Origin of the sequence: Cryobacterium shii, assembly GCF_004402595.1 — a bacterium.
Taxonomy (GTDB): Bacteria; Actinomycetota; Actinomycetes; order Actinomycetales; family Microbacteriaceae; genus Cryobacterium; species Cryobacterium shii.
The window spans coordinates 112,311-125,082 of record NZ_SOFY01000077.1 but is presented as its reverse complement, the minus strand read 5'-3'; the positions used below and the strand labels follow the sequence as shown (position 1 = coordinate 125,082).

The 12,772-nt window shown below is 70.0% G+C and carries 10 protein-coding genes; 4 read left to right on the top strand and 6 right to left on the bottom strand.

Going from position 1 to position 12,772, the window contains the following annotated elements; genetic code table 11:
* The first annotated feature begins 45 nt into the window (after positions 1-45).
* Complete coding sequence (locus E3O49_RS14570) at positions 46-1,047, top strand: YeiH family protein (protein ID WP_134451811.1); 1,002 nt, start codon at positions 46-48, stop codon at positions 1,045-1,047.
* A gap of 255 nt (positions 1,048-1,302) precedes the next feature.
* On the opposite strand, the gene E3O49_RS14565 is transcribed toward E3O49_RS14570, so the two are convergent.
* Positions 1,303-2,478: an FAD-dependent oxidoreductase gene (locus E3O49_RS14565; RefSeq protein WP_134367726.1), complete on the bottom strand. Its 1,176-nt coding sequence runs from the start codon at positions 2,476-2,478 to the stop codon at positions 1,303-1,305.
* Between the two features lie 128 nt (positions 2,479-2,606).
* On the opposite strand from E3O49_RS14565, the gene E3O49_RS14560 reads away from it, so the two are divergent.
* Entirely contained in the window at positions 2,607-3,977 is a 1,371-nt protein-coding gene (locus tag E3O49_RS14560; protein WP_134367724.1) for an L-serine ammonia-lyase, read from the top strand.
* Between the two features lie 60 nt (positions 3,978-4,037).
* A complete protein-coding gene (locus E3O49_RS14555) occupies positions 4,038-4,523 on the top strand; it encodes a LysM peptidoglycan-binding domain-containing protein (RefSeq protein ID WP_134367722.1) in 486 nt (161 codons plus the stop codon).
* Positions 4,524-4,791: 268 nt separating this feature from the next.
* Here the strand turns inward: E3O49_RS14555 and E3O49_RS14550 are convergent, their stop codons facing one another.
* The 5 genes from E3O49_RS14550 to E3O49_RS14530 all read right to left on the bottom strand — a co-directional run bounded on the left by E3O49_RS14550 (position 4,792) and on the right by E3O49_RS14530 (position 11,099).
* Complete coding sequence (locus E3O49_RS14550) at positions 4,792-5,841, bottom strand: Gfo/Idh/MocA family protein (protein ID WP_134367720.1); 1,050 nt, start codon at positions 5,839-5,841, stop codon at positions 4,792-4,794.
* 58 nt (positions 5,842-5,899) lie between these two features.
* On the bottom strand, positions 5,900-8,419 hold the full coding sequence (locus tag E3O49_RS14545) for a DEAD/DEAH box helicase (protein ID WP_134367718.1): 2,520 nt from the start codon (positions 8,417-8,419) through the stop codon (positions 5,900-5,902).
* 63 nt (positions 8,420-8,482) lie between these two features.
* Positions 8,483-8,986: a DUF2127 domain-containing protein gene (locus tag E3O49_RS14540; protein ID WP_134367716.1), complete on the bottom strand. Its 504-nt coding sequence runs from the start codon at positions 8,984-8,986 to the stop codon at positions 8,483-8,485.
* Positions 8,983-10,425 (bottom strand): sensor histidine kinase, encoded by a 1,443-nt coding sequence (locus tag E3O49_RS14535; protein ID WP_134367714.1) that lies wholly within the window; start codon positions 10,423-10,425, stop codon positions 8,983-8,985. The genes E3O49_RS14540 and E3O49_RS14535 overlap by 4 nt, the downstream gene beginning before the upstream one ends.
* The gene (locus tag E3O49_RS14530) at positions 10,422-11,099 is read right to left on the bottom strand and encodes a response regulator transcription factor (protein ID WP_134367712.1); all 678 of its coding nucleotides are present in this window, start codon (positions 11,097-11,099) and stop codon (positions 10,422-10,424) included. The genes E3O49_RS14535 and E3O49_RS14530 overlap by 4 nt, the downstream gene beginning before the upstream one ends.
* Positions 11,100-11,251: 152 nt before the next feature.
* Between E3O49_RS14530 and E3O49_RS14525 the strand changes: the two genes are divergently transcribed.
* Complete coding sequence (locus E3O49_RS14525; RefSeq protein WP_134367711.1) at positions 11,252-12,769, top strand: glycosyltransferase family 39 protein; 1,518 nt, start codon at positions 11,252-11,254, stop codon at positions 12,767-12,769.
* The last annotated feature ends 3 nt before the right edge of the window (positions 12,770-12,772 follow it).

Here is a 12,772-nt window from a genome sequence, read left to right as displayed (position 1 = left end):
GGTTCGGCGCCGAGCGCACGGGCCGCCGCCCGTAAACTTGGCGCAATGTGGCTGCCGGGAGTGCTCGTCGCGGCCTCCACCGCCGTACTCGCCGGCACCGTCCACGCGCTGGTCCCGTCGCTGCCGCTCCTCACGGTCGCGGTCGTCCTCGGCATCGTCGCCGGCAACGTCCCAGTCGCCCGCCCGGCCCTGACCGGGGTCCTCGCCCCGGGCCTGTCCCTGGCCGCGAGCCGCTTCATGCGCCTGGGCATCGTGCTGCTCGGCCTCAAGCTCAGCCTCGTGGACATTGCGAGCCTCGGCTGGGTGACCATCCTCAGCACCGTGGCCATCGTGCTGCTCACATTCCTGGGCACCCTCTGGCTCGGCCGCCGGATCGGCCTGACCGGGCATCAGCCGCTCCTGATCGCGACCGGCTTCTCCGTCTGCGGCGCCTCCGCCATCGGTGCGGTGGGCGGGGTCGTCAGGGCGAAGGATGAGGAGACCGCCACCCCGATCGCGCTGGTGACCCTCTGCGGCACGCTCGCCATTGCCGTGCTGCCGCTGCTGTGGCATCCGCTGGGCCTGACCGACCTGCAATTCGGGCACTGGGTCGGCGCCGGCGTGCACGACGTCGGGCAGGTGGTCGCCACCGCCAAGGTCGCCGGGACGGCCGCGCTGGGCGTGGCCGTGGTCGTGAAACTCACCCGGGTGCTCATGCTCGCCCCGCTCGTCGCGGTGGTCGGCCTGCGGGAGCGCCGCCTCGACGCACTCCGGCAGCAGGGCGCCCCGGCGACGGATGCCCCGACCCGCCGCACCCCGATCATGCCCCTGTTCGTGGCCGGGTTCCTGGTTGCGGTGCTCGTGCGCACGGTCGCGCCGCTGCCCGATGCCGTGCTCGTCGCCGCGGACACCGTTCAGACGTATCTGCTCGCCGCCGCGCTCTTCGGGCTTGGAGCAGCCGTGAACCTGCGCTCGCTCGCCCGCACGGGCGGCCGCGCCCTGACCGTCGGCCTACTCTCCTGGACCCTGATCGCGGCGCTCGCGCTGGCGGCGGTGCAGCTCTCCTGACGGGGACGCAGCCGCCCTTCCCGTGGCGCACCTGTCCTGACCGGGGCGCAGCCGCCCTTCCCGGGGCGCAGCCGCCCTTCCCGGGGCGCATCCGTCCTGCCCGAGACTCACCTGCCCGCACCTTCGCCCCAACGAATTCGACGGAGATTCTGCCCAAATCGCCCCAAAACAGGCCGGAAACGTGTTTTTAGAGCCGAATCTCCGTCGAATTGGGTCGACGCCGGACACCGCGGGTCCGTTCAGGCGCGGCTCCGCTCAGGCGCGGGCGAGCCAGCCGCCGGGGCCCGCGTTCGGCGTGCGGTTGAGGGCGAAGCGCGACGGGGCGGGGGCGGCGCCCGTGACCAGGTCGGCGAGGATCCGGCCGACCGACGGCGTGAACTTGAAGCCGTGTCCGCTGAAGCCAGCGCCGACGATCACTGGGCCCACCCGGTCGAGCACGAAGTCCTCGTCGACCGTGGTCGTGTACGTGCAGGTCACCGGCTCCAGCACGTCGGCGTCGGCGCCGGGCAGCCACTCGCGCACGTACCGCTGCAGGGCGGCGAGCTGCACCGGCTCCGGGCGGAAGCTGCGCGCATCCGGGTCGGTCCCCGGGCCCACGCCGTGCCAGCCGGCCTTGACCCCCTGCCCCGGGGTGTACATGCCGTAGACCGGTGAGTACCACCACGCGTAGCGCGGGTCCGACCGGTCGGGCGCATGGTTGAAGCCGGGCCACTCGGTCCCTGCCCGGTGCAGCGCGGCCGGCGTGGTGTCGCGCAGGGCGAAGTGCGCCGGCTGCTCCTGCGTCACCGTGAGGCGGGGCGTCGCAAGCACGCCCGCGAGCAGGCCGCTGGTCCAGGCCCCGACCGTGACGACCACGCGCCGGGCCGTGATGCTGCCGTTCTCGTGGGTCACGCGAACCCGGTCGTCGCCCTGAACGTCCAGACGCAGCACCCGGACGCCGTGCCTGACCGAAGCCCCGGCGGCGACGGCCGCGGCCTGCAGTGCGGTCACCGCGGCATCCGCGTTCAATCGACCGGCGTCCGGATTGTGCAGCACCCGCCCATCGAAGCGGATGCCCGGCCAGCGTTCGGCCGCGGCCTCCGGCACCAGGAACTCGGCCCCCAGCCCCGCGCCGGTCAGCGCCTCCGCCACCCGGTCGAACGCCGGGTTCGCGCCGTGGTTGACGACTCCGACCTGGGCCAGCAGCGCACTGCCCGTCTCCTCTTCCAGCTCCCGCCAGAGCGGCAACGCCTCGGCGAGCATGCCGACATAGGTCGGGTCAGCATAGGCGGTGTTGAAGTTGCGGGAGGCGCCGTGCGAGGCCCCGTTGAGGTGCCCCGGCTCGAAGCGTTCCAGCAGGGTGACCGGGCGCCCCCGCCGGACCAGCTGCCACGCCGTCGCCGACCCCATCGCCCCGCCGCCGATGACGACGGTCTCCACGTTCTCGTCCATGCCCCCATCCTGCCCGACGCGGACGGGATGGTGGGCGGCGACCGAGCCGCGTCGGTGCAGATCACGGCGCGCACGACCATCCGCCGACCTGACGCCGTCCGGGAGCGGGGCGCGGTTACGATGGTCGGATGACAGCGTACGTGTCGGCCCTCGACCTCTTCTCCATCGGGATCGGCCCTTCCAGTTCCCACACGGTCGGCCCCATGCGGGCCGCCCGCACCTTCGCCGACCACCTCCTCGACTCGGGCACGCTGCCCCTCGTCACCCGGATCAGCTGTGCGCTGTTCGGCTCGCTGGGTTCGACCGGGCTCGGCCACGGCACGCCCGACGCCGTCCTGGCCGGTCTGGCCGGGCTCCGGCCCGAGACCTGCGACCCGGCCGCGGTGCGCACCGCCTGGTCCGGCCTGCCCGCCGACGCCATCCTGGTGCTGCACGGTCACGAGATCCCGGTGGCGCGGGACGACATCACCTTCGAACCGCGCACCCGCCTGCCCGGCCACCCGAACGCGCTGACCCTGACGGCGTGGGGCATGGATGCCCGGCCCCTGTTCGAAGAGACGTGGTACTCGATCGGCGGCGGGTTCATCCGCCGCGACGGCGACACCGCGGGACCCCGCACGACCCGGACCCAGCCGCTGCAGTTCTCCTCCAGCGCGGAGCTGCTGGCCCTGTGCGACGAGCACGGATTCGGCATCTGCGACGTCGCCCGCGCCAACGAGGAGTCCATCCACGGCGCCGACGGACTCGAGGCCGGCCTCGACGCGATCTGGGACGCGATGCACGTCTGCGTGGAGGCCGGCCTCGTGGCCACCGGCACGCTCCCCGGCGGGCTCAAGGTCAAGCGACGGGCCGCCGCGGTCCGTATGCAGCTGGAAGAATATGACCGGCTGCCGAAGCGGGAGCGCGACACCTCGACCGAGTGGCTGCACGCTTTCGCCCTCGCCGTCAACGAGGAGAACGCCTCCGGCGGGCGGGTGGTGACGGCCCCGACCAACGGCGCCGCGGGCATCATCCCGGCGGTCGGCCACTACTACCTGAGGTTCGTACCGGGGGCGGATGCCGCCGGCATCCGTCGCTACCTGTTGACCGCCGTTGCGATCGGCTCGCTGGTCAAGGCCAATGCCTCGATCTCCGGGGCGGAGGGCGGCTGCCAGGCCGAGGTCGGATCGGCCTGCGCGATGGCATCCGCTGCCCTCTGCGCCGTGCTCGGCGGCACACCGCGACAGGTGGAGAACGCCGCCGAGATCGCGATGGAGCACCACCTGGGCCTGACCTGCGACCCCGTCGGCGGCCTCGTGCAGGTGCCCTGCATCGAACGGAACGCGATCGCGGCCTCCACCGCGGTGTCGGCAGCCCGGCTGGCCTTGCACGGGGACGGCACCCATCTCGTCTCCCTGGACACCGTGATCGAAACCATGCGCCAGACCGGCCTGGACATGATGACCAAGTACAAGGAGACCAGCGAGGGCGGCCTGGCGGTCAACGTCATCGAATGCTGAACCGCGGCCTAGACTGACACTGCCGTGCGGGGGACGCGCGGCGCTCACCTTGGGGGGAAAATGCGCTCCACACAGCGTCGCCTGGCAGCCGGTGGGCTCGGCATCACGGTAGTGGCGGCTGCGCTGCTGGGCCTGGCCGGATGCGCCGCCGCGCCGGCACCCGTCGTCACGGCGACCGTGACGGTCACGCCCACGCCGACGCCCACACCCACCCCCACTCCTGCTGCGGTGCCGGTCCCGCCTGCTCTGCCGGCACCGGCGCCCACCATCACGCCCAATGCGGAGGCCGCCCCGGCCGAACCGCTGCCCGAGGGCCCGGCAAACGACCTGGGCTCCACGGCGGGCGCCCTGGGCGCGGCGACCCGGGACGGGTCGGGCAACCTGCTCAGCTACACCGTGGTCGAGGGAGACGATTTCTTCGCGATCGCGCAGCGTTTCGACGTGCCGGTACAGCAGCTGCTGCGGATGAACCCGTCGGTGTCGGGGCTCGGCGAGGACATCTACATCCGCGATGTCATCAACCTGGACTGGACCACCACCCGCTAGCAGCGCCGCCCACCGGCCGCCGCACCCGCCGCCCGCCGCACCCACCGCCGGCCGCCCCTCGTCCGGCCCACCAGCCGCCGGCCGCTGAACGAATTCGACGGAGATTCTGCCGAAAATGCCCTAAATCAGGGCATTCGGGGTCGTTTCGGGCAAAATCTCCGTCGAATTGGTTAGGGGACGTGCGGACCCCGGCCGGGGAACCGGCGGCGGGAGCCGCGGTGCGAGCCCGACCGGCAGCGGGAACCAGCACCGCGAGCCGCGGAACCGTCTAGTGCGTCAGCAGGTTCACGCGCTCGATCACGTTGATCACGCGCAGCGCGTCCTCCGGGTCGACCGGGACCGGCCCCCCGCGCAGCAGGGCGTCGGCCAGTCCGCTGTAGAACGCCCCGTAGGCGCCGCGCTCGGTGGGCACTCGGGTCAGCGCGCCGTCACGGCCGAGCATGCCCCAGGCGGATTCCGGGTCCACCCCGAAGTCCGGGTCGGTCGGGCTGGCGCCTGCCGCGAGGGCGGTCTCCTGGCCGTCGAGGCCCCACTTGGTGTACCCGGATTCGGAGCCGAGCACGCGGAAGCGTGGGCCGACCTGCGCGGCGATGCCGTTCATCCACAGGTGTGAGCGCACCCCAGACCCGTGATGGAGGGCGACGAAGGTGTCGTCATCGGCGGCGCCGCCCGGGCGCCGGGTCAGGGTCTCCGCGTAGACGTCATCGACCGGGCCGAAGAGCTGCAGGGCCTGGTCGATCAGGTGTGCGCCGAGGTCGAAGAGTACCCCGCCACCCTGCTGGATGGTCGCGCCGACCTTCCACGACTTGGTCTGTTCCGGCTTCCACCACTCGAACCGGGACTCAAACCGGCGCACCTCACCCAGCGCCCCCTCGGCGAGCAGCGCACGCAGCGTGAGGAAGTCGCCGTCCCAGCGCCGGTTCTGGAACACGGTGAGGAGCAAACCGAGTCGCCGGGCCTTCTCGATCAGGTCACGGCCCTCCCATGGTTTCACTGCGAACGGCTTGTCGACGACCACGGCAAGGCCGGCGTCGAGGGCGGCGTTCGCGAGCTCGACGTGGGTGGCCGACGGGGAGCCGATCACGACCAGGTCCAGGTCGTCGGCGGCCGCGAACAGGTCTTCCACGGTCGGCACCAGGCGCGCCTGAGGGTATCGGGTCGCCGCGGCGTTGAGCCGGGCCGGGTCCCGCGTCACGATCAGGTCCAGCGAGAAGTCGGGGTTCGCGGCGAGGAGCGGGCTATGGAAGACGCGCCCGGAGGTGCCGAAACCGATCAGGCCGGTGCGGATGGGGGCCGTTGCAGGCTGAAACTGGGGCATGTTCCCCACGGTACTCCGCGGACGGCTCCCCGGCACGGGCTCCCCGGCACCGACTCGCCTAGAGCCGGTCCACCCCGGTCACGCGCAGCACGGCGGCGCCGAGTTCGTCCGATGCGGCCAGGTCGACCGTGGCGCTGATGCCCCAGTCGTGGTCCCCCGCCGGGTCGTCGAAGATCTGCCGGGCGGTCCAGACGGATGCACCCTCCTCCAGGATCAACAGGCCGGCACTGCGCGCATTCGCCCCGGTGAGCAGCTCGTCATGCTCGGCGTAGTAGCCGTCCATGGCGTCGCCCCAGGCATCCGCGTGGAAGCCGTGTTCCCGGTCGAGTTCGCCCAGCGCATCGTAGTTCTCGAGCGCGGCCAGCTGCACCCGCCGGAACAGTTCGTTGCGCACCAGGATGCGGAACGCGCGGGTGTTGGTGGTCAGGCGGCGCGGCGCCGGCGGCAGCACCGACTGCGCGGCATCCGAGTGCACGGCCAGGTCCGGGTGGATGAGCTCCTCCCACTCGTCGAGCAGGCTCGAGTCCACCTGGCGCACCAGTTCGCCCAGCCACTCGATCAGGTCGAGCAAGTCCTCGGTCTTGGCGTCGTCCGGGATGGTCTGCCGGGCCGCCCGGTAGGCGTCCGAGAGGTAGCGGAGCACGACGCCCTCGCTGCGGGCGAGCTTGTAGTAGGCCACGAACTCGCCGAACGACATCGCCCGCTCGTACATGTCCCGCACGACGGTCTTCGGGCTGAGCTCGAAGTCGGCGATCCAGGGCTGGGATTCCTTGTAGGTGGCGAAGGTGTAGTCCAGCAGCTCCTCGAGCGGCTTGGGCCAGGTGACCTCCTCGAGCAGCGCCATCCGTTCGTCGTATTCGACGCCCTCGCGCTTCATCGCGTTCACGGCCTCGCCGCGGGCCGCGAACTGCTGTCCCATCAGCACCGGGCGCGGGTCGTCGAGGGTGGCCTCGAGGATGGAGATCATGTCGAGGGCGTAGTGGCCGCTGCCCGGGCCGGCCACGTCGGGGTCGGCGTCGAGCAGGTCGAAGGCGGCGAGCGCGAACGGCGACAGGGGCTGGTTGAGGGCGAAGTTGGGCTGCAGGTCGACGGTCAGACGGATGTCCCCGCCCGCGCTCTGTTCCACGATCCCCGCCGCCCGCAGGGTCTTGTAGATCCCCAGGGCGCGCCGGGCGTGCGCGAGCTGACGCTTCCACGGTTCGTGGTTGTCGAAGATGAGGTCGTAGACATGGGCGAACGCGTCCCCGCCGCGGCCGATCACGTTGATCAGCATGGCCGCGGTCATCTGCATGCTCGAGTTCATGGTTTCCGGTTCGGCCGCAACGAGCCGCTGGAAGGACGGCTCACCCCAGGAGACGAATCCCACGGGCGCCTTCTTGCGGATGATCTTGCGCTTCTTCTTCGGGTCGTCGCCGGCCTTTTCGACCGCCTTGAGGTTGTCGGTCTCATGGTCGGGCGCCTGGATGACCACGGTTCCGGCCGTGTCGTAGCCGGCCCGGCCCGCGCGTCCGGCGATCTGGTGGAATTCGCGGGCGTTGAGCTGGCGCATCTTGACGCCGTCGTACTTGGTCAGCGCGGTGAACAGCACCGTGCGGATGGGCACGTTGATGCCCACGCCCAGGGTGTCCGTGCCGCAGATCACCCGGAGCAGGCCGCGCTGGGCGAGCTGCTCGACCAGGCGCCGGTACTTGGGCAGCATGCCGGCGTGGTGCACGCCGATCCCCATCCGGATCAGCCGGGACAGCGTTTTGCCGAAGCTCGTGGTGAAGCGGAACTCGCCGATCAGGTCGGCGATCGCCTCCTTCTGTTCCTTGGTGGCGACCTTGACGCTGCTGAGCGCCTGCGCCCGTTCGAGGGCGGCGGCCTGCGCGAAGTGCACGATGTAGACCGGCGCTTGCCCGGTCTTGAGCAGCTCCTCGACCGTCTCGTGCACGGGCGTGGTCTCGTAGTAGTAGTGCAGCGGCACCGGCCGTTCGACCCCGGTGACGACCGCGGTGGGCCGGCCGGTGCGCCGGGAGAGGTCGTCGGCGATGAAGGTGACGTCGCCGAGGGTCGCCGACATCAGGATGAACTGCACCCGCGGCAGCAGCAGCAGCGGCACCTGCCAGGCCCAGCCGCGGTCCGGGTCGCCGTAGAAGTGGAATTCGTCCATCACGACCTGGTCGACGGGGGTGTCCTCGCCGTTTCGCAGCGCCAAGTTGGCGAGGATCTCCGCCGTGCAGCAGATGATCGGGGCATCCGAGTTGACCGAGGAGTCGCCGGTCATCATGCCCACGTTCTCGGCGCCGAAGATCTCGACCAGCGCGAAGAACTTCTCGCTGACGAGGGCCTTGATCGGCGCGGTGTAGAAGCTGCGCTTGCCGGCCGAGAGCGCGGCGAAGTGTGCGCCGACGGCGACGAGCGATTTGCCGGTCCCGGTCGGGGTGCTCAGGATCAGGTTCGCCCCCGACACGATCTCGATCAGGGCTTCCTCCTGGGCCGGGTACAGTGACAGCTCCTGCTCCCCCGCCCACGTTTCGAAGGCCTCGAAGAGCACGTCGGGATCGGTGACGTGCGGGAGGGCGGTGAGGGTAGCCATGATCCTTCGATCCTGCCCTATTCCTCTGGGCGTCCGCTGCGCCCGGGCGCCCGCCGGTCGCGGTCAGGCCGCACTGCGCTCCGCGTCGGCCCGCCGGGCCCGGTGGATTCCGTACTCCCGCCAGGTGAGGTAGACGACGATGAGGTCGAACGCGGTGAGGGCCACGATGCCCCAGGAGAAGGCCACCGCCAGCTGGTAGCACTGGTACACGATGAAGACCAGGAGGAACCCGATCATCCACGGATACGCCCACAGTTTGTCCCTGAGCACCGCCCAGACGAGCACGACTTTCACCAGCCCGTGGAGGAGCAGATAGACCGCCGCGAAGATCGAGGCGGACACGCTGATTCCGTCGGCGAGGTGCCGCAGGCCGTTAGCGACCAGGTCGTGCGGGTCTTCGGAGAGCTCGTGCTGGGTCAGGAACCGGGTGATCGCCCCGATCTGCGCGGGCGACACCAGCAGCAGCAGGACGCCGCCGACGATCTCCAGGACCCCGTCGAGGCCTTTCAGGATCACGCTGACGCGGAAGGTGGTGTCCAGCAGGCGCCCGGGCTGACGCGCGCTCATCGCTCTCCGTGTTCCGCGGGAACCGTCGGCTCGGCGGCCGTGGACCCTGCCTGCAGAAAGGGCGGGGGCTGCTGGCCGGATGGGGACTGCGGAATGGTCACTGTAGCCGTGAAACCGCCGCCCGGCCGGTTGGCGAGCCGGACTCCGCCCCTCGAGCTCGAGACGATTGCCCGGACGATGGCCAACCCGAGGCCGCTGCCGCCGAGGGCGCCCCCTCTTTGCCCGTCCGGGCGGGTGAAGCGGTCGAACGCGATGCCGATGAAATCGTCCGGCATCCCTGGCCCGGTGTCTTCGACCGACAGCCGAAGTTCGGTGCCGTGCTGCACCAGCCGCGCGTGGACCTCCCCCGACTCCGGCGCTGCCCGCAGCGCGTTGCTGATCAGATTGTCGACGACCTGGGCGAAGTGCGCCACGGCGATCGGGTATTCGAGGTCGTCCGAGGCGTCCTCCACGTCGAACTCCACGGCGATGGACTTGTCCAGGGCCAGCAGCCGAGCCCGGTCCGATGCGGCGGCGAACTCGGCGCTGAGTTCCCGCCAGGGTGAGGACTGCGCAATCTGCCCGGCGTCGAGCGATGACAGGGTGAGCAGGTTCGTCGCCAGCACGGACAGCCGATCCACGGAGTTTTCGGCCAGGCGCAGGTCGTCCGTGAGGGCAGTCGCGTTGCCCTCGCTCAGGTGGGCGAGCTCGAGCTGGATCTTGAGCAGGGCGATCGGGGTGCGCAGTTCATGGCTGGCATCAGAGACCATCTGCTTTTCCCTGGCGGCGGTGGAGCGGACACTGGCGATGAAGTCGTTCAGGGTGATGGCGAGATCGGCTAGTTCATCCTGGGCCGGACCTACCGGCAGGGGTTCGGAAGACCCGCTGGCGCGAAGTTCTTCGGCACGACGCCGCATCTGCGAGACGGGTCGCAACGCCGCCGTGGTCAGGAGCCACGACGCCAGTCCGAACCCCGCGAGCAGCATCACGGCGCCGATGATCAGCACCTTCGTCACGTTCGCCAGCACGATCGCCGTCAATCGCAGGTCGCGCGTCGCCACCACGTGCCACGCACCATCCGCTGTGGGGACCGTGCGCACGACCACCAGGTAGTCGGCGCGCGGTTCGTGGACGATGTGGGAGCCGTCCGCCAGCTCGGTGAGGCGGCCCAGCCCGTCGGACAGCGCGTCCGGAAGATTACTGACGACGACCGCCCCGTCCGGACTCACAACGGCCACATGCTGTTCCCCGGCCGGCGGGTCGATCTGGTCCGGATGCGACTGGATGTCCGTCAGGTACGGGGTGCTGGCGTCGTAGAGCAACTTCTTGTCGGAGTTGATCTGCACCTGCTCCATCTGCAACCGGAAGATGAACGAGGCCGCCGTCAGCAGCACGGCTGCGACGAGGACACTGCCGATGGTGATCTTCCAGCGGATCGACAGCCGTCGGATCCAGGTCACTCGTCGACCTTCGCGAGGTAACCCACACCACGCACGGTGACGATGGACACGTTGCTGCCTCGGGCCGACAGCTTCTTGCGCAACGTGCTGACGTACTGTTCCACGATGTTGGCGTCGATGTGCGTCGCCGTCCCCCAGACGGACTCGAGAATCTCCTGCCGGGTGAACGGCACCTCCAGCTGGGTGATCAATCCTCGCAACAACATGAACTCATTGGGGCTGAGCGAAAGCGGATGCCCGCCGGCCTGCCCTTTTCGGGACTGGGAATCCAGCGTCACGTCGCCCGCGGTGACCTTGATCCACTGCTCCGCCGGGTCTCGCCGGATCAGCGCCCGGATCCTCGCGGCCAGCTCGGCGAAGCTGAACGGCTTGGTCAGGTAGTCGTCCGCGCCGGCATCGAGCCCGGTCACCCGGTCATCGACGGCATCACGCGCGGTGAGCAGAAGCAGGGGCATGGCGTTGCCCGTTTCGCGCACGTGCCGGCAGATCTCGAAGCCGGACATCCGGGGCAGCATCACGTCGACGACGGCCGCGGCGAATTTTCTGTTCGCCAGGTTGATCAGCGCGTCGACACCGTTGTCCACGAGCACGGTCTCATACCCCTCCGCCTGGATCCCGCGCTCGAGAGCGAGGCCCATCTGCGCATCGTCTTCGACGATGAGGATCGATCTCACTGGTGGATTCTCCCGTCCCGCATGTCCACAAAACTACTTCATCGCCCGGGGAACGCGCCCGGAGGTCATACCCGGCGCTTCCTGTACACAGTTACAACTTAAAACCCCTGATTTACCGGTACATCGTCATTTTCGCCGCCGAGCATTGCACTATGACCTCAACGCTCGCTCGGACCTCCGCTGGGATCGAGCCGGCCGCGCGCCCGAGCTCAGACCGGTGGCGCCTGGCAGCGGGCCTCGGAGCAGTCGGCTTCGTCGTGTCGTTTGCCGGCTCGTGGATCCCCTCTTTCTGGGGCGACGAAGCCGCGAGTGTGATGTCGGCTGAGCGCTCGCTGCCCACCCTGATCGACATGCTGAAGAACATCGACGCGGTGCACGGCGTCTACTACCTCTTCCTGCACTTCTGGATTCAGGTGTTCGGCGCCTCGGAGCTCTCGGTGCGACTGCCCAGCGCGATCGCCGTCGGCTTCGTCGTCGCCGGAACGTTCGTCCTCGGGCGGATGCTGCTGAGCCGGAACGCGGGTATCGTCGCCGCCGTCATCTGCACGGTGCTGCCCCGCACCAGCTACCTCGGGGCTGACGCTCGCTCGTACGCTTCCTCCACCGCCATCGCGGTCTGGGTCACGATCCTGTTCCTGATCCTCCTCCGGCACCGGTTCGGCTCCGTGGTGTCCCGCCGTCTCGCCTGGGCCGGTTACGCGGTCGGCCTGGCCGTCGGAATCTACGTGTTCCTCTACCTCGGGCTGCTTCTGGGGGTGCACGGGGCTTTCCTCCTCAGCTCCCGGGCCGGCCGGGACCACCTGAAGGAGTGGGCACCGGCGGCCGGCGTCGCCGTCGTAATGGCCCTTCCGATCGTTCTGCTGGGGTATGCCCAACGAGAACAAATCGCTTTCCTGGCCCATCGCGGGTACGCCACGGCACAGTCGGTCGTGGTCGCCCAGTGGTTCGGGAACCCGTTCCTCGCCGCTGCCGGCTGGCTGTTGCTCGGTGTTGCCGCCGTCGCCGCGATCGGGGCGTGGCGGCGAAGCCCCGGCAACCCGCCTCCTGTTCTGCTCGCGCTGCTCTGGGTGGTCCTTCCGACGCTGGCCCTGCTGGGGCTCAACGCGGCGACCCCCGCCTACAACCTCCGCTACGTCTCCTTCTGTGTGCCCGCGGTCGCCCTGTCCCTGGCCGCCGGCATCGACGCTGTCAGGCCCCGGTCGGCTCGGATCGCCCTGTTGCTGCTCCTGCTGGTCCTGGCTGCCCCCACCGACGTGCTCCAGCGCGGCCCCTACGCCAAAGACGCCGGCAGCGACCTGGCCCAGGCCTCCGCGATCCTCGGTCGGCAAGCGCGGCCCGGTGATGCCGTCGTGTTCGACGAAACGACCGCCCCCCGCCAGCGCCCCCGGCTGGCGCTGCACCTCTACCCCGACGATTTCCGGGGCCTGCGGGACGTCACCCTCAAGACGCCGTACCAGGCCAGAGGACGACTGTGGGACACCACCTACCCGGTCGCCGACGTCACGGCCCGCCTCGCGCCCGCCGATCGGGTGTGGCTGGTCGAAATCACGGGCAGCCCCGACAACGTCCGGGGCAGCGACCTCGGTGCGCTGGAGAGTGAAGGGTTCGAGGTCGTCTCCACCCGGATGGCCCACCGCACGATCGTCTACGAACTGGACCGGCGATCATGACTC

Coding starts and splice junctions, on each gene's coding strand:
- E3O49_RS14570 (WP_134451811.1), top strand. CDS start 46: ATGTGGCTGCCGGGAGTGCTCGTCGCGGCCTCCACCGCCGTACTCGCC.
- E3O49_RS14565 (WP_134367726.1), bottom strand. CDS start 2,478: ATGGACGAGAACGTGGAGACCGTCGTCATCGGCGGCGGGGCGATGGGG.
- E3O49_RS14560 (WP_134367724.1), top strand. CDS start 2,607: ATGACAGCGTACGTGTCGGCCCTCGACCTCTTCTCCATCGGGATCGGC.
- E3O49_RS14555 (WP_134367722.1), top strand. CDS start 4,038: ATGCGCTCCACACAGCGTCGCCTGGCAGCCGGTGGGCTCGGCATCACG.
- E3O49_RS14550 (WP_134367720.1), bottom strand. CDS start 5,841: ATGCCCCAGTTTCAGCCTGCAACGGCCCCCATCCGCACCGGCCTGATC.
- E3O49_RS14545 (WP_134367718.1), bottom strand. CDS start 8,419: ATGGCTACCCTCACCGCCCTCCCGCACGTCACCGATCCCGACGTGCTC.
- E3O49_RS14540 (WP_134367716.1), bottom strand. CDS start 8,986: ATGAGCGCGCGTCAGCCCGGGCGCCTGCTGGACACCACCTTCCGCGTC.
- E3O49_RS14525 (WP_134367711.1), top strand. CDS start 11,252: ATGACCTCAACGCTCGCTCGGACCTCCGCTGGGATCGAGCCGGCCGCG.